18 protein-coding genes are annotated in these 21996 nt (G+C 45.8%); 10 read left to right on the top strand and 8 right to left on the bottom strand.

Annotated elements, in window-relative coordinates; all coding sequences use genetic code 11:
* Positions 1-116: 116 nt before the first annotated feature.
* Complete coding sequence (locus ACFSW8_RS16040) at positions 117-299, top strand: VOC family protein (protein ID WP_377178765.1); 183 nt, start codon at positions 117-119, stop codon at positions 297-299.
* An 80-nt stretch (positions 300-379) separates the two neighbouring features.
* Here the strand turns inward: ACFSW8_RS16040 and ACFSW8_RS16035 are convergent, their stop codons facing one another.
* Genes ACFSW8_RS16035 through ACFSW8_RS16010 form a run of 6 tightly spaced genes read right to left on the bottom strand, consistent with a single transcriptional unit; the run spans position 380 to position 5613 of the window.
* Positions 380-1735: a tetratricopeptide repeat protein gene (locus ACFSW8_RS16035; protein WP_377178763.1), complete on the bottom strand. Its 1356-nt coding sequence runs from the start codon at positions 1733-1735 to the stop codon at positions 380-382.
* Positions 1732-2433 (bottom strand): TonB family protein, encoded by a 702-nt coding sequence (locus tag ACFSW8_RS16030; protein WP_377178761.1) that lies wholly within the window; start codon positions 2431-2433, stop codon positions 1732-1734. The genes ACFSW8_RS16035 and ACFSW8_RS16030 overlap by 4 nt, the downstream gene beginning before the upstream one ends.
* Before the next feature lie 7 nt (positions 2434-2440).
* Positions 2441-2851, bottom strand: coding sequence for an ExbD/TolR family protein (locus ACFSW8_RS16025; protein ID WP_377090720.1), 411 nt, complete (start codon positions 2849-2851; stop codon positions 2441-2443).
* A complete protein-coding gene (locus ACFSW8_RS16020; protein WP_377178759.1) occupies positions 2844-3398 on the bottom strand; it encodes a MotA/TolQ/ExbB proton channel family protein in 555 nt (184 codons plus the stop codon). The genes ACFSW8_RS16025 and ACFSW8_RS16020 overlap by 8 nt, the downstream gene beginning before the upstream one ends.
* Before the next feature lie 20 nt (positions 3399-3418).
* Complete coding sequence (locus ACFSW8_RS16015; protein WP_377178757.1) at positions 3419-4732, bottom strand: MotA/TolQ/ExbB proton channel family protein; 1314 nt, start codon at positions 4730-4732, stop codon at positions 3419-3421.
* Positions 4733-4734: 2 nt separating this feature from the next.
* On the bottom strand, positions 4735-5613 hold the full coding sequence (locus tag ACFSW8_RS16010; RefSeq protein ID WP_377178755.1) for a DUF3450 family protein: 879 nt from the start codon (positions 5611-5613) through the stop codon (positions 4735-4737).
* Between the two features lie 162 nt (positions 5614-5775).
* On the opposite strand from ACFSW8_RS16010, the gene ACFSW8_RS16005 reads away from it, so the two are divergent.
* The 5 genes from ACFSW8_RS16005 to ACFSW8_RS15985 all read left to right on the top strand — a co-directional run bounded on the left by ACFSW8_RS16005 (position 5776) and on the right by ACFSW8_RS15985 (position 12349).
* Entirely contained in the window at positions 5776-8073 is a 2298-nt protein-coding gene (locus ACFSW8_RS16005) for a protein kinase domain-containing protein (protein WP_377090724.1), read from the top strand.
* 78 nt (positions 8074-8151) lie between these two features.
* On the top strand, positions 8152-8583 hold the full coding sequence (locus ACFSW8_RS16000; protein ID WP_377090725.1) for an exosortase system-associated protein, TIGR04073 family: 432 nt from the start codon (positions 8152-8154) through the stop codon (positions 8581-8583).
* Between the two features lie 262 nt (positions 8584-8845).
* Entirely contained in the window at positions 8846-9751 is a 906-nt protein-coding gene (locus ACFSW8_RS15995) for a putative selenate ABC transporter substrate-binding protein (protein ID WP_377178753.1), read from the top strand.
* A 53-nt stretch (positions 9752-9804) separates the two neighbouring features.
* Positions 9805-10551, top strand: coding sequence for a phosphonate ABC transporter ATP-binding protein (locus ACFSW8_RS15990; RefSeq protein ID WP_377090727.1), 747 nt, complete (start codon positions 9805-9807; stop codon positions 10549-10551).
* Complete coding sequence (locus ACFSW8_RS15985) at positions 10544-12349, top strand: PhnE/PtxC family ABC transporter permease (protein WP_377090728.1); 1806 nt, start codon at positions 10544-10546, stop codon at positions 12347-12349. Before ACFSW8_RS15990 ends, ACFSW8_RS15985 begins: the two co-directional genes overlap by 8 nt.
* Positions 12350-12407: 58 nt before the next feature.
* Here ACFSW8_RS15985 and fabG read toward each other — a convergent pair whose 3' ends face one another.
* Positions 12408-13154: a 3-oxoacyl-[acyl-carrier-protein] reductase gene (gene fabG, locus ACFSW8_RS15980; protein WP_377178751.1), complete on the bottom strand. Its 747-nt coding sequence runs from the start codon at positions 13152-13154 to the stop codon at positions 12408-12410.
* Between the two features lie 46 nt (positions 13155-13200).
* Positions 13201-15198: a glycosyltransferase gene (locus ACFSW8_RS15975; protein WP_377090730.1), complete on the bottom strand. Its 1998-nt coding sequence runs from the start codon at positions 15196-15198 to the stop codon at positions 13201-13203.
* A 237-nt stretch (positions 15199-15435) separates the two neighbouring features.
* On the opposite strand from ACFSW8_RS15975, the gene ACFSW8_RS15970 reads away from it, so the two are divergent.
* From ACFSW8_RS15970 to ACFSW8_RS15955, 4 genes are read left to right on the top strand one after another with little or no spacing between them, the layout of a single operon-like run.
* Positions 15436-16149 carry a DUF547 domain-containing protein gene (locus ACFSW8_RS15970; protein ID WP_377178749.1) on the top strand — a complete coding sequence of 238 codons (714 nt, stop codon included), beginning with the start codon at positions 15436-15438 and terminating at the stop codon, positions 16147-16149.
* An 11-nt stretch (positions 16150-16160) separates the two neighbouring features.
* Positions 16161-18443: an NAD(P)-binding domain-containing protein gene (locus tag ACFSW8_RS15965; protein WP_377090732.1), complete on the top strand. Its 2283-nt coding sequence runs from the start codon at positions 16161-16163 to the stop codon at positions 18441-18443.
* Between the two features lie 27 nt (positions 18444-18470).
* A complete protein-coding gene (locus ACFSW8_RS15960; protein ID WP_377090733.1) occupies positions 18471-19943 on the top strand; it encodes a glycosyltransferase in 1473 nt (490 codons plus the stop codon).
* On the top strand, positions 19940-21982 hold the full coding sequence (locus tag ACFSW8_RS15955) for an MptA/MptB family glycosyltransferase (protein WP_377090734.1): 2043 nt from the start codon (positions 19940-19942) through the stop codon (positions 21980-21982). The genes ACFSW8_RS15960 and ACFSW8_RS15955 overlap by 4 nt, the downstream gene beginning before the upstream one ends.
* Positions 21983-21996: the final 14 nt, after the last annotated feature.

Here is a 21996-nt window from a genome sequence, read left to right as displayed (position 1 = left end):
TTGAGTGGCGAGTCGTTGGTATGTAAGGACTTAAACATACCAAGCATGCCGACTGACTCACCTTTACAAGCTTTTTATTTACTTATTTTCAATCAGTTATGCTTAAGTGAACGCGCATGCGCAACGACGAAGTCCCCGTTGTACGCCCTTATTACTTAGTAGACGATATAGAAGAAGCCATTACATCTGCTTCTGCTGCAGGTGCTAAGATAGCGATGAAGCCCATGGAAATTTCCGATTTGGGTAAATTTGCTATCTACGTGCATGGAGGAATTGAGACGGGACTGTGGGAGCTATAGTCTATCCCGTAATATGCTATAAGCCTGACCGCCATAGCTCTCATAATGTTGAGTTATTTGATACGATAAAATCCTATATATCACTGTCGACGAGTGATTCCTTCTAACTCCTCAATATAGTCACGTTGCTGTTTATTTGACTTGATAGAGTCAGCTGCTTCGTATTTTTCGAGGGCTTTTTCGTAGCGCTTTTCTCCAACTAATAACTTACCGTGCTCAAGAAAAGCTCGGTAGCTAAACTCTTCAATTTTCTGAGCTCTCTCAAACAAAACTTCAGCTTTCTCGAATTCACCAGCTTTAACGTACACTTTTGCCATCAATAATAGCGCATCCCCATCCAGGGGGGTTCTCTCAAGCATTTTCGTAATATGTGGCCTCGCTTCCGGCTTATTAAGTTCAAAGAGACAGTAAGCAGTAAGTCTATCGTACTTATGGATTAGAGAATCTGTTTGTAATGACTTTGGTCCAACTGCGTTAAGTAAGGTTTCTGCATACTTCCACTCACCTATGTACATTACCGATTCTACCGATTTCAAAAAGTCAGGTAGTGACTCCTCATTAAGCTTGTCCAAGACACTACTAAAATGCTTTTTCGCTAGTCTAAGTTCACCAGACGACGTGTACAGCTGAGCAAGTAAACATATATTCGAAGTCGATAGCCTTTCTTGCCTATTCAGTAGCTCTAACAACGCTATTGCCTTGTCCCTTTTAGAAGACTCCAGTAAGGCGTTCACCAAAAGCAAAGCATATGAATCCTCTTCGGGTTTCGCCCTATAAACCTCTTCCAGTATAGACAAAGCCTCAGGAAGATTATCAATATCCATAAGACATTGTGCTACACCAGCTTTCCACTCAATCGTTTCAGGCTCTGACAACTGTGCCATCCGGTATGCATGTAATGCAGATGCAGTATTGCCTTCTTGCAGGTGGCAGTACCCAAGCATCCCAAATGTACTAGCACTCATATCACCTAAGCTCAAAGCCTCTACTAATGATACCATTGCAGATTTGACTTCATTTTTTCTCATTCTTACGACTCCTAGGTTTTTATGAGCACGTCGAAATGATGGATATAACTTAATTGCCGATAAGTATGCGGCTTCGGATTTATCCATATCCCCTAATTCGAAATATAAATTCCCTAGATTATATGTAAGAGCTGCAGATGAATCGGTTAAAGAACTAGATTTCAGTTTAGATATAGCTTTATCACGCTGCCCCTTAGCCATCATCGATTGAATCGATACTAGAACAGCTTTTTGCTCTGATGTCACATAGGGCTCGACGCGTGCATTGATTCTATAAGAGGCATTGAAAGACTTTAAGAAGCTTGGATCTTTCCAATACCCTTTTGACAAAGGCAAAGGGCGTTCGTCGGCTTGTAAGTATGATACTAAGCTAATAAAACTAATGATTAAAGGTAGAGATGTTCTCATGGTTTATTGAAAGTAACTGGCCAGTTAAATGGAACCCTAACAGGCACACCATTCTTTTTAGGTGGAGTAAATCTTGAATCTCTGACGTAAGCTCTTACTTGAGCACTCAGTTCCTCATCCTCGATTGAAACGATGCGAATCAGTTTGATTCTTCCACTCTCATCAATCTCGACTTGCAACATTGCTTTTACAGATTTACTCCTCACATTACTGGGCCATCTAACACGGCCTTTGCGAATCAATCGAGGCTTAGAATCGAGGTCACCGAGACCAACCTTGTTTGTAGCTGGTGGCTTCGATGTGGTTACTCTGGAGCGTGCTGCAGGTTTTGTATTGTTTGAAACCTTCTTAGTCGGCGTGTTCAATATAGCTGGCGCAGTGTCTATTGAAAATATGTCTACACTTGCATCGATGGGAACCTTAGTCTCTGAACTAGGTAGAGCAAGGGCATCTACATCTACACTTGGACGCAAATCATCGAAAGATGGAGCAGGAGGTGGTATTTCAGCTTCGATTTCCTCTGGCTCTGCTTCTTGAGGGGCTTCAGGCTCTGGTAGCTTAGACACTTGAAACGTTTCTATTTTCCTCAATTCCAACACCTCCTCAGTAGAGCTTAGCTTAAGCAAACGAGTCAGAGCCAGACTCACTACGAGTAAACTGGAAATTAATATTCCAAATATGACATTTCTAATTTTCACGTATGCATTACTTTGCCGTAGCGCTATATACAGACTTAGCTCCAGCCATTTGAGCGGCATCTGTTACTTTCATGATGAGACCGTGCGTAGCGGATTCATCTCCCTGAATAACCACAGGTAAATCAGGATCATTAGATAGCATCACTGAGACCACAGTTCTAACTCCATCTACACCGATATTTTTACCTCCATAGTAAACTTCACCATTAGAAGTCACCCCTAACAAAATAGAATTTTTCTCTACTTCATTGGCAGATGTAGCCCGTGGCTTGTTGATTTCGACTCCTGGGTCATCTACAAAAACTGTCGTTACTACAAAGAAAATAAGTAAGATGAAAACAATATCAATCAAAGGTGACATATTGATCTCATTACCACTATTGTCTGTTTCTTGCGATAATCCTAACCTTCTACGCATTGCCTATTCCTTTCATTGAAAGATTTTTTAAATCCACAGATAGATGTTGTTCTAAAAGTGAATGCACTCTCCGTACCCGCACTACTAACATGGCATAGGCAAAGGCTGCGGGAAGGGCGAACAATAGACCAGCCTGCGTAGTGATCATTGCCTCAGAAATTCCTGCTGCAATTTTTTCCATTGGATCTCCATAGCTACTAGATGCCATCTTGGTAAAGGTAACTAACATTCCTGAGACTGTTCCTAGCAGGCCGCCTAAAGTACAAATACCTACCATCACCCCAATAACGGGAAGGCGCCTTCCAATCCAAGCTAACTGATCGAGCTCAAAAATAGTATATTCTCTCTGAATATACTCACTACTTTTGAGATCTGTTAGTTCTCGACGAGAGCCTCGAATGGCTTCTTCCACTGGACGCAGGGCCAGCCATGTAGAGAGAATGATAGTGTACATCCATGCACCTATGAGAAGAATACCCCAAAGCACAAAACCTCCTTGGGATAAAAGAGCGACACATTCTCTGTACACTATGTAAAGCCAATCCATTCTTTATAAAATAATCATAGTTACTTGCTCTTAAGCCCATTAACAAAACTCAGTGATAACCTCTCTGTAGCCTGCACTACACCATTACTTCTGCGAGATAACATAGTGTGTAAAATGAGTGCGGGTATAGCCACTATTAGACCAAACAAAGTAGTCACTAGAGCCTCTGAGATCCCCCCTGCCATCGGTTTTACATCACCTGTGCCAGTGACAGTAATCACGTTGAACATACGAATCATTCCAGACACTGTACCTAATAACCCTAACAATGGTGCTGTTGCTGCGGTCACAGCTATGAATGGAAGCCATTTTTGAAGCTGAGATTGTACACCAATGATTCTTTCATAAACAACTTCTTCAACCACATTCGCACCAGCAGATACAAAATCAATGGATTTAGTTAACACCTCAGCTACTGGATGCGCTACTCCAGCACAGGCTGACTTTGCAGCATCTAGATCTCCCTTATTCACATAAGTCAGCAAGTTACCAATCCAATCAGCATTTGGTTCTTTAATCTTTGAAAGCTGAATGAATTTGATCACACCACAAACAGTAGAAAAGAAGGCGATAGTTAAGATAGGCCAGAGCCAGACTCCACCTTTTTCAAAAAGTTTGAGAGGATCATCTTGAATTTTAGATATGGCTCGAGCTTTACCTCCGGTAACATCCAGTTTTAGACGGCTAGATCCTTGTGCAAATAATGCTTCAACATCACTTTGATTCACATCAGAGTTCAACCTGCCATGAGTCGCTCCACTCAGCATTTCGACTGATCCATAATACTTTCCAGAATCATCCTTGAACCAACCAGCAGGTCCGAGGTTACAAATTGTTCCTCGAGATAAGGTCCCACCATCCGTCACAACCTCGGCTTTCACAAACTCACCACCAAGCATCGAATTTACTGATTCAAATGCTTTCTCTAAGGACTTCACTCGTGTCACAACATCAGGGTTTTCAACTTGCCCCAGTTCTGATTGATGGCCGGGTCGCGATCGTAAATCAAATTCAATAGAAAAATCTTTGAGAGCCCCTTCGATGTAATCAGCCTCTTTTTTGAATGTCGCAACAGATTTACGCAGACTATATAACTTGGCCTCTCTCCCTTTGGCTCCTAGATCAACAATTTCTCTCTCTCTTCGCTTTATTAGCAACTCCTCCTCCATTTTATTCATCTCTCTCGCAACTGAAGCTTTCTCTATTAGGACTTCGTCCCGATACTTTGTTAGCCGCTGAGAAACGTCTTCGAGATCACTTTTAAGATCTTTCACATCGATATCTTTAGCTTGGACAACAGGCATTACACCCATCGTCAAAATGAAAAGTAACATTCTCATTTTTGCACCTCCACAGGTAAAGTTACGAGATCAGGACGTGCAGATTTTTTAAATATATTGATAGCCCTAGAAACCTCAGAAAAAACGGAATCATCTGCAATCCATTGCCACCCTTGATTTCCAGGTATTCCCCTGCCAGCACTTTTGCCTGATATATAATAAGCCGCGCCCAGCCCCATGTATAATATCCTTAATTGCTTCTGTGTACCATCTATCGTGTGCAGTTCCTCTGAGTACACCACTGAATCGTTAAATTTTACGGTGGCTTTGAGTAAAGCAGTGAGAGCTAACACATCAGCACTTGGATCTAGCTTATCGTCTGTTAGTGTCTCATATTCACGTGCTAACTCACCTCGGAGAGGCTCTGGCAGACGTGCGTACAGCTTTTTAGATTCAGCAACATATGATTTGAGCATACCCACTACCGCTTCTCTTTCATCCTTGGCTAGAGCTAGTTCCTTTTCAAGCTCTCCCATCTCGACCTGATCCTTCTTGTGAGCGTCGCCCGCCGCAGCAATCTCATCATTAAGTAGACCTAACTCAACTTGATAGAGAGACTTCATATCAGACAAATGCTGCTTCTGAACTGACCACTCGTGCTTCTCAGCAGAAAGAGTCCGCTCCATCTTCACCCACTCTTCTAATAAGCCTCTGGCCATATTAGTACTCTGCTGGGCGGTTGGTTTCGCTACTTTCTCCTGTTCCTTCTCTTGCGCAGGCGAAGCTGAAGTTAATAACAGCGTCGCCCAAGATCCTATTACACAGCAGGTTTTGCCGTATTTTTTGCCCAAATATAGTGTCATATAATTCATCCCCAATGCAAAATTACCATCTGAGACCTGCTCCAATAGACGATTATTGTAAAGAATCAACACTATTGAGAATAATTCTCAATAAAGAAAATACCAATGTATCTACATTGCCCATGCTGATAAATCCTTAATTAGAACGAATGGTTAAGATTTTATTATTATCCTTAATTTCTGAGTTGCCTTGCTTGAAGAATTTCTAAAGTATGCTGGTGATCTGCATCAACCATGTCTGACGAACGTTACGAAATAAGAGGGAAAATTGGTCAAGGTGGCGTAGGAGCGGTTTACCGAGCTTATGACACACAACTTCGCCGAGAAGTTGCTATCAAAAGGGTTCTCGCCGAAGAAGGCGAAGGTTACGAAGACCCAGAAATTGCTACTAAAAACCTATTGAAAGAAGCTACTGCACTTTCCTCGGTTCAACACCCACACATCTGTACTGTGTATGATGCGGGAGTTGACAAAGAAGGACCGTTTGTAGTCATGGAGCTTATCAATGGTAAGACGCTCGACGAAATGGTGGAGCGGGGCACTCTCACGTTCGACGATTTCCGCGAAGTAGCCATTCAGTCTCAGGAAGCAATGATCGCTGCGCAGGACTTGGACCTAGTGCACCGCGACTTGAAGCCATCTAACGTTATGGTGTGCTGGCTTCCATCTGGTCGCTTCCAAGTTAAGTTAGTGGACTTTGGTCTCGCTAAATTCTCAGCGAAACCATCATTGCAGACTATTGACCATGGGGATGCCGTGTTCGGTTCTATTTTCTTCATGGCCCCCGAGCAGTTCGAGCGGACCCCTCTAGACCGTCGTACTGACATGTATGCCCTTGGTTGCATGTACTACTACTCTCTTGCGGGCACCTACCCTTTCAATGGGGACAGTGCTCCCCAAGTCATGGCAGGTCACCTCCAGAACTCTGTCCAACCACTTCATGAACTACGCCCTGACCTCCCGCATTGGGTATGTGACTGGGTCATGTGGCATATTGCTAGAAACATGGACGACCGCCCAGAGTCCGCGCGAGTCGCCTTAGAAAAGTTTCTCACTGACGAAACTGCTGCAGCCCAACACGGTGGTACCCTACCAGTTCGCACAGGACCTCAACTGGTGATTCCAACCACTTCCCCTCAACCTAATCGCCCTGCTGCAGCTCCTTCTACTACAGTCAACACCCAAACTGCACCTCAGACAATTACTCCTCCTGGTGGCCAGACTCCTGTCACAGCATCTCAGACCATCCGACCAGCATCAGTCATCACTGGTGGAACTGCGATCCAGCCTGCTAGACCAGCTGTCGCCTCCAACCCCACCATTACTCCCGCAAGTGGACCAACAGCTGTCACAGGAGTAACAGCCCCTCAAAACACCACTCCAGACGGTGTAACAGAAGCAGCTCCTGAGGGCGAAGGCCCAACTCTTGCACCAGATCTAGCAGCAGCCAAAAAAGGTCTCAGCAGTAAGCAAAAGCTTATGATCTCTGCTGGCCTAGGTGTTGCCATTATCGTACTAGGTGGAGTCCTTATCGGAAAAAGCTCTACTGGCAGCGAAAACAAGAAGTTCAATGAACTCGTTGAGCAAGTCGCGGATTTAACAGCTCGCGATATTCCAACTACGGAAGATGATATGAAGCTTCTCTTGGATGCACTTGCCGATGACACGCTCACCAACCGTAACGCAGTTTTCCAACGCATGGTTATTGCCAAGGCTGAAGGTGGCTACTCCATTGATAAAATGGTCCTTAGTTACGCGACAGCCCCGGATACCGGCGAAGAAGATCGTAAAAACCTTGCCATCGTTATTGGTAAGAGAGGCGACCAGGGTGCCATCAAGGGCATGCTCAAATGGGCGACAAAGAACCCTAACGATCCAGCAGCTCAAATTGCAATCGACGCCGCGAATAAAACGATCGAAGAAGAAAACTTCACAAGCTTTATACAGATACTTGGAGCTACCAGAAACAATGGTGTCCGTAGTTCCGCTGAAAAAGCTCTGGCCAATGTGATTTCTAAGAGCCGCCGAAAGAGCTCCCTAGCAGAACAACTTGTTGGAGCTTTCGATGCTAGCGTTGATGAAAAGTACCGCTTGGCCATGATTCGCCTTCTCGGTAACACGGGTACTGACCAAGCACGAAAAACGATTTCTGAAAGCTTGGCCTCCTCCAACACCAACGAGCGTATTGCCGCAGCCACTGCATTCGGAGCTTGGCCTACCGATGAGCCATTCGACGACCTACTCAATGCCTTTGAGAATGAAGATACCGTTGCTGCAAAAAATGCTATCTTCAAAAGCGCTATCAATTTGCTCAGTGCAAAACGTAAACACGATCAAGACGAACTCGGAAACCGCTGGCTCACACTTGCTGGCTACTCGACAACCAACTCTCAAAAGAGTAAAATCATCACAGAAGCCGTAAATGCGCGTGCCGACTGGTCGCCTAACGTTCTCAAATTCTTCACGAGTCAAGATCATGACGACCGCATCCAAAGCCTCGCAGAAAAAGGCTTGGATAAACTCAATGGTTAAAAATTTAGTTAACTAACCTTAAGTTTCTAAATTTTTCCATTGTCATCCATCAAAAACTAAGATCTATATAACAGCAACATGAGAAAAATCCTACTTTCCGCAACAGCAATTCTCCTAACCGCGACCTGCACTTACGCAGACATTCAGGCGCCTCCAGGATCCACCTACACATCTAGCCGCAAGCTTGGGCGTGGTCTCTCTAACATCCTATTCGGCATCACCGAAATCCCAGAACAAATCGTTCGCAAAAACGAAGACTACGGCCGCAAAGCTGGTTACACATATGGTCTTGTAGATGGTACGAGCCGCGCATTCCGTCGTATTGGCTATGGCTTCTATGAAGTATTTACCTTCCGTTGCCCAACATTCCACGGCACCTTCAAGCAGCCATACATGCGTTGTGGTGAAGATAACCGTATCGAAATGAACGTACATGACGGCCTCTCTGAGTTCCCACCAGAACTCGGCTTCGAGACCTACTACAAGTACTCCCGTACTCAGAAGTTCTAATTTAGCTTCACAGACTTTATCAAAAAACGCTCATCATTCATTTGATGGGCGTTTTTTCTTTGTAGAATGAGGAATATCTTGGCTCCTCTTTCCTCATAGATGAAATCCTAGTCTTAGTACCTAGCATAAAAATTATCTGATATGGTGACAAATTACCTGTCTGTTTATTTCTAGCTAGACGTGGGATCTATATCACTGCAAATTGCATCTAACCGCCGATGAGATTCGGCCCTTATTCAAAAACAACAAACTCAGATACTCTATGAAGTCTATCATGGTTTCCGCCCTCCTCGGAGGTGCAGCACTGTCACTCCTTAGCTCCTGCGGTCAAAAACAGGAAACAGAAACAACTACAACAAGTAAAAGCGACGCAGTTCTTCGTTTTTCAGCAATTCCTGACGAAGACACTACTGCACAGCAAGCGCGCTTCCAGCCAGTTGCCGACTACTTATCTAAAAAACTCGGCATCAAAGTTGAATTTGTTGCTTCACCTAACTACGGAGCTTCAGTTCAAAAATTTGAAGGTGGCGATATTCAACTCGCATGGTTTGGTGGCGTGACTGGAGTACAAGCCCGCCAAAAAGTCGAAGGTGCTCAGGCACTCGTCTCTGGTGAAGCTGACCTCAAATTTAAGTCATACTTCATCGCTAACACTTCCACGGGATTAACCAGATCTGAGTCATTCCCTGAAGCTATTAAAGACCTCAAATTTACATACGGTTCACAGAACTCTACATCAGGTTGCATCATGCCTACTCATTTCCTCATGGAAGCGTCAGGCAAGACACCCCAGGACTTCTTCTCTAAAGAATTTGGTTTCTCTGGTTCCCACGACAAAACTGCTGAGCTCGTCAATGCTGGCACCTTTGAAGCTGGCGCCCTCAACTTCAAGACCTACGAAAAGGGAATTGCTAGCGGTAAACTCGATAAAGAAAAGTGCATCGTGATTTGGGAGACACCAACTTATGCTGATTACAACATGACGGCTCACCCAATTCTCGAAGAACAATTCGGCGCAGGCTTCCTCAAGAAACTCCAGACAGCTCTCGTAGAATGTGATGACCCTGCAGCTCTCGGTGCTCTCAAGCGTGACAAACTTGTCGCCGTAGACAACGCCACATTTGACGGCATCGCTTCCGTCATGGCCAAGGTAAACTTCAAGAAGTAATTGCTTTAACCAACACCAAGGGCTAATTTGGCTCTTGGTGTTTTTTTATGCTCATGCTCAACCTCTATGATGCAAATCTCAGCTTTGGCAGCACGCATGTCCTGCGTGATCTCAGCCTTGAAATTGCTAGAGGCGAAAAGGTCGCACTCATTGGCCCATCTGGCTCGGGAAAAAGCTCTCTACTTAAAACCATAGCCAGTGAGTACCTATTGGATTCAGGCTCACTCTCTATTCAGCAACAGTCCATCTCGTCACTCTCAAACAAAGCCCTTAAAGAGTTACGCTGCAGCATTGCCTACATCCCTCAAGATCTCGCCTTAGTAGAGAACCTTAAAGTTCACCAAAATGTTCTCCTCGGTAAAGTCGGCAGCCAGAAGCTCCTCCAAACACTTCTCTATCTCTCATTCGCTCCAAAAGCTGAACTACAAAGCGTGCTTGATATTCTCAGTGAGGTCGGCATCCCAGAGAAGATCTTTCACCGCACCGACTCATTGTCCGGCGGACAACAACAACGCGTCGCAATCGCCCGCGCGCTCTACCAAAAAGCGTCACTCATTCTAGCTGATGAGCCAGTATCAGCGGTTGACCCATCCCGCGCTCATTCCTTACTCGAATGCCTCACCAGCCTAGCTGAAAAAAATAAGGTCACCTTGCTCTGTAGCCTCCACAACCTTGACTACGCGAAAACTTTCTTCCCTCGCATCATTGGTATGAGAGAGGGAAATATTATCTTCGATGGAAAATCTGAAGATTTCAGTGAAAAGGACTTCGCACAACTTTACTCACTAGATCATGGCTAAACCTCCTCTGGCCAACGCCCCACTGCTATCGTGGCGGAGATTTAGCTTACTCAGTGCACTCGTACTATTTGTCTATTGCGTCCATAGACTCGGTCTAGATTTTGTCCAATTACCCCCCAGCGCCGATCCCTTAGAAGCGGCAAAGATTTTCTTCTCGGCAGCTCTTGAGCCTGCACTGACCGACCAGAACCCAAGCCTACCAGAAGGCTCAGATCCATTTATTCAAAGAATCTTTGAAGGAATACTCACCACACTTCGCTACGCATTCATTGCCATGTCGATGGCCGTTCCGTTAGGTCTCGTTCTTGGCTTCTTCTCCTCAAAGGCTTGGTGGCCCTTGAAAAGACAATCCAGCGCTTCTCATAGCACCCCCCTTTATCGTGGATTTCTCTCACTCGTACGTCTTTGTGTGAGATTTCTCATCACCTTCATGCGCTCAATCCATGAACTCATTTGGGTGCTCCTCTTTTTGGCCTTCTTGGGTGACTCCCCATTCACTGCTTGTGTCGCACTGGCCCTCCCCTTCACTGGAACTCTAGCCAAAGTCTTTTCAGAGATTATCGATGAAGCTTCAGACGCAAACAGCAAACATATCCTGTTAGCTGGAGGTTCAAACCTTCAGGCGTTCTTTTGCGCCCGCTTACCTCAAGCCCTGCCAGATATTGTGACCTACACAATGTACCGGTTAGAATGTGCGATTCGCTCATCAGCGGTTCTTGGCTTTATCGGCATCGAAACCATAGGCCTCAGTATCCATCAAAGTTATGAGAATACTTACTATAATGAAGTTTGGACAGAGCTCTATCTTCTCATTGGAACCATTGTCATCTTTGACATTCTAGGCTCGCATGTAAGAAAGCGTATTCATCATGCGCCACTGAGCAAACTCTCACCGGCAAACTACACACTCAACGAACTGCGACGCACACGTCCTCGCTGGCTTAGTCTCCCCATCGTATTCGGAGCGCTTTTGATAGGCGTCATTACAGCCTGGAGCTGCGGAGAGCCGCTAGATCAATACCACTCCCACCTGAGCAGACTTGAACGGACTCAAAAATTCCTCAAACAACTCGTACCTGAACCTGTTAGAGACTCAGGTCAATGGTCCGACGCTAGTCCATGGCTTCATGAACTCTGGCAAAATAGCGGATCTTCAGCCTTGAGTAACACTCTCATTATGGCGACAGCCGCACTCCTTCTCGCAGCCATCATGGGTTACTCGCTCGTTCCTTGGGCCAGTAGAAATATTGCCAATATTGCATCCTTTGGGATTCCACCTGTACGAAAAAATAAAGTCATGACTTTTGCCTGGTCGCTTCTTGGCATCGTCATGCGCAGCATCTTCTTAGTTTCACGCTCGCTACCTGAGTACATCCTCGCCTTCTTACTCATTGGCATCCTAGGCGCCCATGCTTGGCCATTGATTTTTGCCCTCGCTATCCACAACTTCGGAATCCTCGGGAGACTTTGGAGTGAAGTCAGTGAAAACCATGATGAAAAGCCAGCTCAGCAAATGGTTGTAAGAGGCGCGTCTCGACTTCAAGCTTACCTTTTCGGAATTCTACCTACTGGCTTCAACCGCCAACTACTTTTTATATTCTATCGCTGGGAAACCTGTGTCAGAGAATCGACGATTCTCGGCATGTTGAGCCTTAGCTCACTCGGCTACTATATCAGCCAAGAAGCTGCCTTTCTCCGCTACGATAGTATGCTCTTCTTTATCTTGCTCGGAACCATCGTGATTTTCTTAAGTGATGTGATCTCCGTCATACTCCGAGCTAAGCTCAAATCTTCATAAAAAAAGCGCTACCATTACGGCAGCGCTGGAAATTCCTTTAAGGGTGAGTAAACCCTCGTTACATGGTCATGCCCCCATCACAGGCAACAACTTGTCCAGTGATGTAACGAGCTTCTGGGCTCGCCAAGAAAAGGGTCAAATTAGCGATGTCTTCAGTCTCACCAAACTCCTTCAATGGGATATTAGTCAAAATGCTTTCACGCACCTTCTCATCAAGCTCACTAGTCATATCTGTCGTGATGAAACCTGGAGCAATCGCATTACAGCATACTTTTCTGCCAGCAAGTTCCTTAGCGAGAGACTTCGTGAAGCCTATCAGGCCAGCTTTTGAGGCAGCGTAGTTTGCTTGGCCTGCATTGCCGATAAGTCCAATCACTGATGCGAGGTTGATGATACGCGGGTCTTGCGCCTTCATCAAGGTACGCTGGAATGCTTTCACCGTATTGAAGGCTCCCTTGAGGTTCGTGTCCAATACTGTGTCCCAATCAGAATCCTTCATGCGCATCAACAAGCCATCTCGCGTGACACCTGCATTATTTACAAGGATGTTAATCCCACCAAAATCCGCTAAAATCTGCTTACCAGCTTCCTGAACTGATTCGAAATCAGCCACATCCAGAGCATAGGCCTTTGCCGACTCAGGAAATTCTGCATTGATCGCCTCAGCCGCCCCTTGACAGCTTCCTTCACTACGGCTGATCACTGCGACTTTTGCTCCTTCTGCAGCAAACGCACGAGCGATCGCTTTACCGATGCCTCGTCCAGCACCGGTCACTACTACTACTTTATCTTGAAAGCGTGCCATGCACTTCTTTCCCATGGATAGACCACTCTGCCAAGTAGAATAAACACTAGTTTACTGCTAGCTTTCCTGCCTCTTTCTCAAGCAAATCGACCTTTTCAGTCAGAATACTAAAAGGGCTTTCCTCGAGATCTAAATTCTCCTCAACGTTTTCATGAATCTCAAGTCGTTGCAGTAATTCCTCGTATTGCACAACCTCGAACGACCCATCTTGATGTTCAAAAATACAACTTAATGTCTCAACCCAGTCGCCACTGTTGAGATAATGAATCTCACCTACCATTTTGTCAGCTGGAGTGTGAATATGCCCACAAATAATCCCATGGCATTTTCTCTGCCTTGCTAGCCCCTGCAGCTTCTCCTCATAATTATCTACGAAACTCACTGCCGACTTCACCTTTGCTTTCACTGCCTTGCTAAGTGAAAAGTATTCCTTCCCTCTCCATTTGCGATAAAAGTTATAGAATCGGTTCACTCGCAGTAAAAAGTCATACCCGACAGCTCCCACTCCCGCTATCCATTTATGATTCGTCGACACACTATCAAAACCATCGCCGTGCACAACCAGGTACCTCCGACCATTCTGCGTGGTGTGTACACAATCTTTAACAATCTGCATCCCTCCTATATCGAATGGTAAAATCCGTTCTAAAAAGTCGTCATGGTTGCCTCTCAAATAGATCAGCTCAGTGGCTTCCTTCTCCATTTTCTTGAGCAGCACCCTCAAAACCTTCGTGTGGGCTTTCTTCCATTTTGCCCCCCTCTTTAGCGCCCACCCATCAATGATATCACCATTAAGATAAATTCTATCACATTTCACGGACTTCAACACCTCGACCACCTCACGCGCCTTGCTGTCTGCAGAACCAAGATGAATATCCGAGAGAAATAAACTACGCAGCTCAATTTTTCGTCTCTTCTGAACCCTTCGCTGAGTAACAGGTTTCAGTTGAATCATCTCCTCTAGATGTTTTTCAAAGGCTGCAGTCACACTCTGCCAATCCTGAGACTTTAATGATTGGCGAGCCTCAAATCGTAACTCTGGATGTGTGATGTACTCCAAGGACAACAATGCCTTTTCCAGATACGCTTCTTCGTCACCAATTTCACAGCTCAAGCCATTATACCTATCTTTCACATGTATGGCCGAGGCCGCATAAGCATAACTGACTGAAACGAGTCCGCTCGCCATCCCCTCTAACAAAACGTTGCCAAAGGTCTCAGTCTCCGATGGGAATAACAAAATGTCAGCACTCGCGTAATGCTGTGCTAACTCCTCCCCCTTACGCACTCCTACAAAGTGAACATTATCGTACTGCCTTGCTAATTCCTCCTTCACTGGACCATCACCCACTACAACAAGCTGAAGAGATGGTGCTTTCTTGCGCATTGCTGCTACCACTGTCATCGCAAAAGCTAGGTTCTTCTCCGCAGCCACTCGCCCAACGAGAATGATGACTGGATCTTGCTCTGCTGCCCCCCAGCTAGCTCTCAGCTCCTCAGAGCGCTTCGACGGACAAAACAAGTTAGTATCAACTCCCCTACCAAGTAAGCGAACATTCGAAAAGCCTTCCTCCTCTAGCATACTAACAGCATCATGAGACGGAGCCATCGTCATATCGGCCTTGGAATGTACGTGCTTCAGATACCCCATTGCAGGCTTCTCCATGTTACCTAACTTATATTTGTTAAGATACTGGTGAAAGTTTGTATGAAATCCAGCGGCTACTGGGATGCTCATTTCCCGTGCTGCCTTGATTGCTGAGACACCAAGTGGGCTCTCGGTTGCTACATAGATTGCGTCAGGACGTTTTCTCTTCCAGCGTTTCCTCAACTTAATTGGGCTGGGCAGGCCAACTCGCACCTCCTTATAACCAGGTAAACTTACTGACTGCTTGGTCGTCTGGCCATCTGATGATTTTTCACCTGTATGAATGACATGCACATAATGGCCACGGTCTTTTAAGCATTGGGTAAGCCGGCCCAGAGTCATTGCCACACCATTGACATCGGGAGGAAAGGTATCAGTTACAAATTCTATACGCATGAGTGCTGATGCAATTTCCTTTTTTATAGAGACTTAGAATCACACACAAAGTGCTCGCTCGTTACTTTTTTGACACCTTTCTGAAGTCCTCAACTCTCTGAGCTCGTTGTCATCAACTTCACTATGCACTTGCAGCACCTTCCCTCATCCTAGTATTCTACATGATAGGCTCATTAGAAATTTGGAATAGTTCTCAGCTCCCGACCCTCCCAGTAAAAACCCTATCCATACAAGCATATGAAAAAAAGCACCCTGATTGTGGCCTTTTCTTGTCTTCCCGCCGCCCTCTACGCTCAAGACTACACCAGCTACAATACACTTGTTCAAAAATACGCATCCCCCAATGGCGTGCAGTATAAAACCTGGAAAGCGAATGCCCGTGACACCGCCGCCCTCAAAAATATTCTCACAGAATGGGCCAGAATTGATGCCAATAAACTTAACAAAAAACAAAAAGCTGCATTTCGTATCAACCTCTACAATGCCGCGATGTTAGATATCGTCCTTGACCGTTATCCACTTAAGTCGGTGACAAAAATTGGTGTCCCATTCTCAGTTTTCAAACGCAAAAGCATCAAGACTCCACAGGGTAACATTAGTCTAGACACTCTTGAGAAAAAACAATTGCTGATAGATTTTCCTGACCCCCGCATCCATTTTGCGGTCAACTGCGCTAGTATATCATGCCCACCACTCAGAAATGAGGCATATACCGCTGAAAAATTAGAAAACCAACTAGCTGATCAGGCACAACTATTTGTGGCTTCTCCTCACGCTGTACAAATCAAAGGGAACTCAGCATATTATTCTCAACTCTTCGATTGGTATAAAAACGACTTCGCAGAATCAAATCCTGCAAAAATTATTAATAAATACGCGTCAAAAAAAATTCCAACCAACCTAAAGATCAGGTGGATCAAGTACGACTGGAACCTTAACGAAGCGTCATAAGCCAATTACCAATGAATCTAATCAAACGATACTATCATTGGCTACATGGCCAGTGGCCTGCTCGTCTTGTCGAGAAGCTCCCCGTGGTTGGAGAACAAGGTAAAACCAATATTCCAGGCATTCGTATTGTTGGTGACTTATCTGGTGTCCCCTTACTGAAGTTCTCCTCCGAAACTGGCTCTCAAGCAATCCATGCCATACTCGCAGAACCAAACTTTCAGCAACAAAGAGACCAACTCAGTAATACATCGACCTATGACGTAGCCATTATTGGTGGTGGAGTCAGCGGTTTCTCAGCTGCAATGGAAGCCCATAAAGCCGGCTTAAAGTATATCCTGCTAGAAACTAGTGACAGCTTTTCAACCATTAAGAACTTCCCCAAAGCTAAACCGATCTTCACTTACCCCACTGAGATGCGCCCATCCGGAGGAATTCAATACGATGATCCCAAAACACATGTTAAGGAAGGGCTGATTGAAAGCCTCATTGAACAGGTAAGCTCACTGGGCATTGAGACAACCCATGGCCATATCGAAAAGATCGAGAAAGCAAAGGATTCCTTCCTCCTACGGGACACCTCGGGTAGCCAGCAATCTTGGCATGCCTTGCGCGTCATCGTCGCCATAGGCCGTTCAGGTGACTTCAGGAAAATGAATATTCCCGGCGAGCAACTTGATAAGGTAAGTAACCGCCTGCATGACCCAAAAGCATTCACTAACAAGAATGTTCTCGTTGTTGGCGGTGGTGATTCCGCAGCTGAAGCCGCTATCGCACTCGCTGAATCAGGTGCCTCAGTGAGCCTCAGCTACAGGAAAGCTGAACTTACAAGGCCTAAGCCAGAAAACACCGAGAAATTGCATGCACTAGCAGCTCAAGGTAAAGTCTCCCTCTACCTGCCTTCTCACCCTATCAGCATTGATGAAACATCCGTAACCATTGACCATAATGGTTCGGAACAATCATTACCTAACGATAATGTTTTCGCCCTCATCGGCAGAAATCCACCACTCACATTTTTTAGAAAGAGTGGACTAGAAATCGCTGGTGAACGCACCACCAAATGGTGGATTACCATCATTCTATCACTCCTCTTCTGTACTTGGCTCTATCACTGGAAAAAAGGCATTCTTCCTGGTTGGGATCCAGCAAGTCTTGTAAACTGGATCTCAGGGCTAAACTCAAGCCTCCAGTCTGCAGCAAGCGACACTAGCAGCTTTCTATACACCCTAAAAACGTCAGCTAGCTCGAGGTCTTTCTACTACAGTCTAGCATACTGCCTCTGTGTAAGCATATTCGGATTCAGACGAATCAAGAGACGCAATACTCCCTATGTGACCCGCCAGACCATCACACTGGCCCTTATTCAATGGATTCCTCTCTTCCTTCTCCCAGAACTTATCCTCCCGTGGATGGGCCGAATCGGTGCATTTGATTCAGGTCTTGGACTTTGGTTTGCTAACACCTTCTTGCCTGGAGAGAGCTACTGGAGAGCTTATGGTTTCATCCTAGCCTGGCCATTAGCTGTCTTCAACTGGTTTACGGATGCTCCAATATGGGGCTGGCTCATTCTTGGGGCGATTCAAACTTTCATCCTTATCCCAATCATAGTGAGACGTTGGGGTAAGGGTGCATATTGTGGTTGGATCTGCTCATGTGGAGCATTGGCCGAAACCATGGGTGATCAGCAAAGGCATAAAATGCCGCATGGTCCTCTAGCTACAAAACTCAATATGATCGGCCAAGTCTTCTTGCTCTTTGCAAGCGTCGTCATGCTATTGCGGATCATTGGATGGATTCTGCCAGATGGAAATTTCTTTGCCTCTGGATTCAAATTTCTTGCGGATGGCGCCCCCCTTCCTGGAAAAGATGGACTTCCCCTTCTAAGCTACAACTACTTTGTCGATCTCATTTTTGCTGGGATCTTAGGTGTTGCTTTCTATTTCCACTATTCTGGTCGCGTTTGGTGCCGCTTCGCGTGCCCTCTTGCCGCTCTCATGCACATCTACGCACGCTTCTCTCAATTCCGAATTTTTGCCGACAAAGACAAATGTATTTCCTGCAATGTCTGTACCTCAGTTTGCCACCAAGGCATCGATATCATGAACTTTGCCAATAAAGGTAAAGCCATGGAGGATCCCGAATGTGTACGTTGCTCAGCCTGCGTCCAACAATGCCCAACTGGCGTCCTCAGTTTCGGAAGAATCAACGAAAAGGGAATTCCGTTCCTAGACTCGCTTCCCGCCTCTCCAGTTCAAATCAAGGAACTTGACGAGAAACGTAAGAAAAATTCATAGAAAATTCGACCTACTGAAAACCAAACTATGGCCATCACGCTCCACTTTTTTCTTATTCTCTACTTACTATGTAGCTTGATCCTCGTCCTCTACGGCTTCCACCACTACTTCATGCTCGCTCTCTTCTTTCGAGCTCAGAAAAAAATTAAACAGCACAACCAAGCCGTTGAGAATCTAACTCTCTCATCTGATTCGCTGCCAGAAGTTCTCACTCAGATTCCACTCTATAACGAATTTAACGTCGCAGAACGAGTGATTCGAGCTGTCGCTGCCATAGACTACCCAAAAAATAAGCACTTCATTCAGGTACTCGATGACTCAACTGATGAGACTTCACAGCTCGTAGCTCACATTGTTGAGGAGCTAAAAAAGCAAGACTATCAGATAGAACACATCAGACGACCTAACAGAGAGGGTTATAAGGCTGGTGCACTTGCCTACGGACTAGAACGTAACAACTCCCTCTTTGTGGCTATTTTTGATTCCGACTTTGTCCCACCTGCTGACTTCTACACCCGCACCCTCCCACACTTTGCAGCTGATAAAGGAATTGGACTCGTCCAAGCCCGCTGGGGATTTCTCAATGAAAATGCGTCAGCATTCACCAAAGCCCAAAGCGTTGGCATTGACGGTCACTTCGTCATCGAGCAAGTCGCTCGCTCATATAACGACTACTTTTTGAATTTCAATGGAACCGCTGGAGTCTGGAAACGTAGCGCTATCAATGACGCAGGGGGGTGGAATGCAGACACCCTCACTGAAGACCTAGACCTATCTTATCGAGCCCAGCTCAAAAACTGGGAAATCCATTACCTACCAGACCTTGTAGTTCCAGCTGAAATCCCGCCCAGCTATGCAGCATTCAGGTCACAACAATTTCGATGGGCAAAAGGCTCCATCCAAACTGCGGTCAAGATGCTGCCACGTGTATGGGAAGCTGAGATTCCATTACGTCAAAAGGTAGAAGCCACATTTCATCTTACCCACTATTGTTTGCACCTCTGTATGCTCCTGCAGGCGATCCTGGGCCTACCTCTGGCTTTGAGTGCGTCAAACCCATTTGGAGATTTCGTAATTAGCTGGTACATCATTCCACTAGCTCTTGCTATGTTAGGACCTAGCCTTCTCTACCTCACAGCAGAAATCTGGGTTCATCAAAAACGTTTCTGGCTCTTCTTCACACGACTCCCAATGCTCCTTCTTATTGGCTTTGGTATATGTTTCTCAAATGCTAGAGCGTGCCTTGAAGGACTTATTGGTGTTAGCTCCCCATTTGTCAGGACCGCTAAAACTGGTGATGGCACCATTAAATACACACATAAAAACAAGTATATGCCAGTCATTGAACTGAGCTTAGCTATCTACGCATTCACGACAGCAATAAGCTATTCCGTCAATGGACTCCCCGGTGCTGCCCCCTTCTTTTTCCTCTACGCCGCAGGATTTCTCTTACTAAGCACCAAGAGCATGCAAGAGATGAATCAAAGTGCAAAAGCATGAAGCTTCCTCGCAACATCGCTTGGTGTTTTTCTATCAGCCTATTGCTGATAGCTGCATGTGTATATGGCCAAGTAACCACAAACTTTGACTCAACGGGTACTGCGAGAATGCTTCTCGCTGCACTAATGGGCTTCCTAGGCTTAGCTTCTGTGTTCCTCTTTCCTAACACACTCTCTCCTAGAAGCCGTCTCGCATGCATACTGATTCCAGCCATTGCCGTCAGGCTATTAGTGTTCCCATCTGCTCCATCTGATGACATCCACCGATATCTTTGGGAAGGAAAACTCCTTCAGCTAAACGCCGACCCCTATGAAGTACTAGCTAATGACCCAATAAGGGCTCCATACAAAGATGAGCATTGGCAGCTCATGAACCATAAAGACCAACCGACTGCTTATCCCCCAGTCGCCCTGTGGACATTTAGCATGATCAACCAATTCGGCTACAGCACGTGGGCCTACAAACTTTTCTTTACGGTTCTGGATCTGGCTCTCATTGCCTGCATTTTGGCTCTCCTCTACGCCATGGGCCGACCTCTGAAGTGGATTGGGTTCTATGCCCTCTCACCTATCAGCTTTCTATCTTACTCGGCGGAAGCTCACTTTGACATACTCATGGTGGCAGCATTTATCCTAGCACTGCTAGCCTACACAAAGAAATGGTGGATCACAGCTGGCATTGCTTTGGCGATGGCGTTCCACTTCAAGCTAGTCATTGCTATCCTATTTCCAATCTTACTCTGGCGTAGCCCATTTCGCATGTGGATCGCTCTTGCCATTGCAGGGCTTATTCCCATTGCTCTGTTAGCCCCCCAATTTACATCAGCAATAGCAGCGACGATACACTTCGGCTCTGTTGGTAGTTTCAATGGTCCAATCTACCAACTATTACAATACGTACTGCCTGACACCCTCATCGATCAGCCGCAACGTCTTATCATCAACTCTCTCACAGCGATTCTGTTCCTAATGTGCTGGAGCTATTTCATGTGGCAATTTTACAAACAAAAACTCTCTGTACTGGATACAGCTGTAGCTGTATTAGGAAGTTTCCTGCTACTGTCTCCAATCATTCACTTCTGGTACTTGTGTTGGATATTGCCATTGGTGGCATTGAAACCTTCAGCACATTGGCTATCACTAAGCATTAGTTTTGCTCTCTACTTTCTGGTTTGGCAGCAGCTTGAGCAAATGGGATCTTGGCAACTTCCCATCGCAGCAAGGTGGCTCTTCTGGCTTCCTTTCTTTATTCTAACCCTGTGGCATCTCATCGGCACCAAGGGCTACGCACACTCGCGTGTCGCAGCACCACAAACGAATTCCCCACCCACATTCGGTCTCGTCATTCCAACCAAGAACCCCGGTCTCGCTCTATCTCGCGCCCTAGAAAGTATCTCCAAGCAAAGCATACCCATACATGAAGTGATTCTATCAGACGCCCAATCAGATTCACTCGCCACTCAAGGTCTCGAGAACTGTAACATTATCCAATCCCCGGCTTCACGTGGTCTGCAAATTAAAAATGGTGTCGAAGCTGCGCGGTCAGAATGGATTATTATTCTCCACGCCGATGCACAACTCCCACACAATGCTCTCAAGGTGCTACGCCGGGCCATCGAACATTCACCCAACCTTGTAGGTGGCTGCCTCGGCCAACGCTTCGACACAACTAGCTGGAAACTTCTCTTTATAGAACTCCTCAATGAGTCACGTGCCCTCCTGGCTTCCACTAGCTTCGGCGACCAAGCACAGTTTCTTCATCGCCAAACTGCACTCTCCAACGGCTGCCTATCAGATCAATCACTCATGGAAGATATCGAACTCAGCGACAGACTCAAACCCTTAGGTGACATTCTCTACCTCGGTTCTGAAGTCAGAGTCTCAGCAGACAAATGGAGAAGACATCCATTCTGGAAGCGTTTTACTCTCATTCTCAAATACTTTGTCCGCTACCGGCTGAGGCTATGGCATGATGCCAATAAAAGAAAGCAACTCGCTGAACAACTCGTACTCGAATACTACAGCGCCACGCACAAATAAATAGCCATGTAAGT

The sequence above is a fragment of the Rubritalea tangerina genome (genome assembly GCF_042683245.1).
In the GTDB taxonomy this organism is placed as follows: Bacteria; Verrucomicrobiota; Verrucomicrobiia; order Verrucomicrobiales; family Akkermansiaceae; genus Rubritalea; species Rubritalea tangerina.
This window is presented reverse-complemented; position numbering and strand designations above follow the sequence as displayed.

What these genes read in the sequence shown, in the direction of transcription:
- fabG (WP_377178751.1), bottom strand. Translation starts at nt 13,154, where the DNA reads ATGGCACGCTTTCAAGATAAAGTAGTAGTAGTGACCGGTGCTGGACGA.
- ACFSW8_RS15995 (WP_377178753.1), top strand. Translation starts at nt 8,846, where the DNA reads ATGAAGTCTATCATGGTTTCCGCCCTCCTCGGAGGTGCAGCACTGTCA.
- ACFSW8_RS16005 (WP_377090724.1), top strand. Translation starts at nt 5,776, where the DNA reads ATGTCTGACGAACGTTACGAAATAAGAGGGAAAATTGGTCAAGGTGGC.
- ACFSW8_RS15990 (WP_377090727.1), top strand. Translation starts at nt 9,805, where the DNA reads ATGCTCAACCTCTATGATGCAAATCTCAGCTTTGGCAGCACGCATGTC.
- ACFSW8_RS16040 (WP_377178765.1), top strand. Translation starts at nt 117, where the DNA reads ATGCGCAACGACGAAGTCCCCGTTGTACGCCCTTATTACTTAGTAGAC.
- ACFSW8_RS16035 (WP_377178763.1), bottom strand. Translation starts at nt 1,735, where the DNA reads ATGAGAACATCTCTACCTTTAATCATTAGTTTTATTAGCTTAGTATCA.
- ACFSW8_RS15955 (WP_377090734.1), top strand. Translation starts at nt 19,940, where the DNA reads ATGAAGCTTCCTCGCAACATCGCTTGGTGTTTTTCTATCAGCCTATTG.
- ACFSW8_RS15965 (WP_377090732.1), top strand. Translation starts at nt 16,161, where the DNA reads ATGAATCTAATCAAACGATACTATCATTGGCTACATGGCCAGTGGCCT.
- ACFSW8_RS16025 (WP_377090720.1), bottom strand. Translation starts at nt 2,851, where the DNA reads ATGCGTAGAAGGTTAGGATTATCGCAAGAAACAGACAATAGTGGTAAT.
- ACFSW8_RS16020 (WP_377178759.1), bottom strand. Translation starts at nt 3,398, where the DNA reads ATGGATTGGCTTTACATAGTGTACAGAGAATGTGTCGCTCTTTTATCC.
- ACFSW8_RS16000 (WP_377090725.1), top strand. Translation starts at nt 8,152, where the DNA reads ATGAGAAAAATCCTACTTTCCGCAACAGCAATTCTCCTAACCGCGACC.
- ACFSW8_RS15960 (WP_377090733.1), top strand. Translation starts at nt 18,471, where the DNA reads ATGGCCATCACGCTCCACTTTTTTCTTATTCTCTACTTACTATGTAGC.
- ACFSW8_RS15985 (WP_377090728.1), top strand. Translation starts at nt 10,544, where the DNA reads ATGGCTAAACCTCCTCTGGCCAACGCCCCACTGCTATCGTGGCGGAGA.
- ACFSW8_RS16015 (WP_377178757.1), bottom strand. Translation starts at nt 4,732, where the DNA reads ATGTTACTTTTCATTTTGACGATGGGTGTAATGCCTGTTGTCCAAGCT.
- ACFSW8_RS15975 (WP_377090730.1), bottom strand. Translation starts at nt 15,198, where the DNA reads ATGCGTATAGAATTTGTAACTGATACCTTTCCTCCCGATGTCAATGGT.
- ACFSW8_RS15970 (WP_377178749.1), top strand. Translation starts at nt 15,436, where the DNA reads ATGAAAAAAAGCACCCTGATTGTGGCCTTTTCTTGTCTTCCCGCCGCC.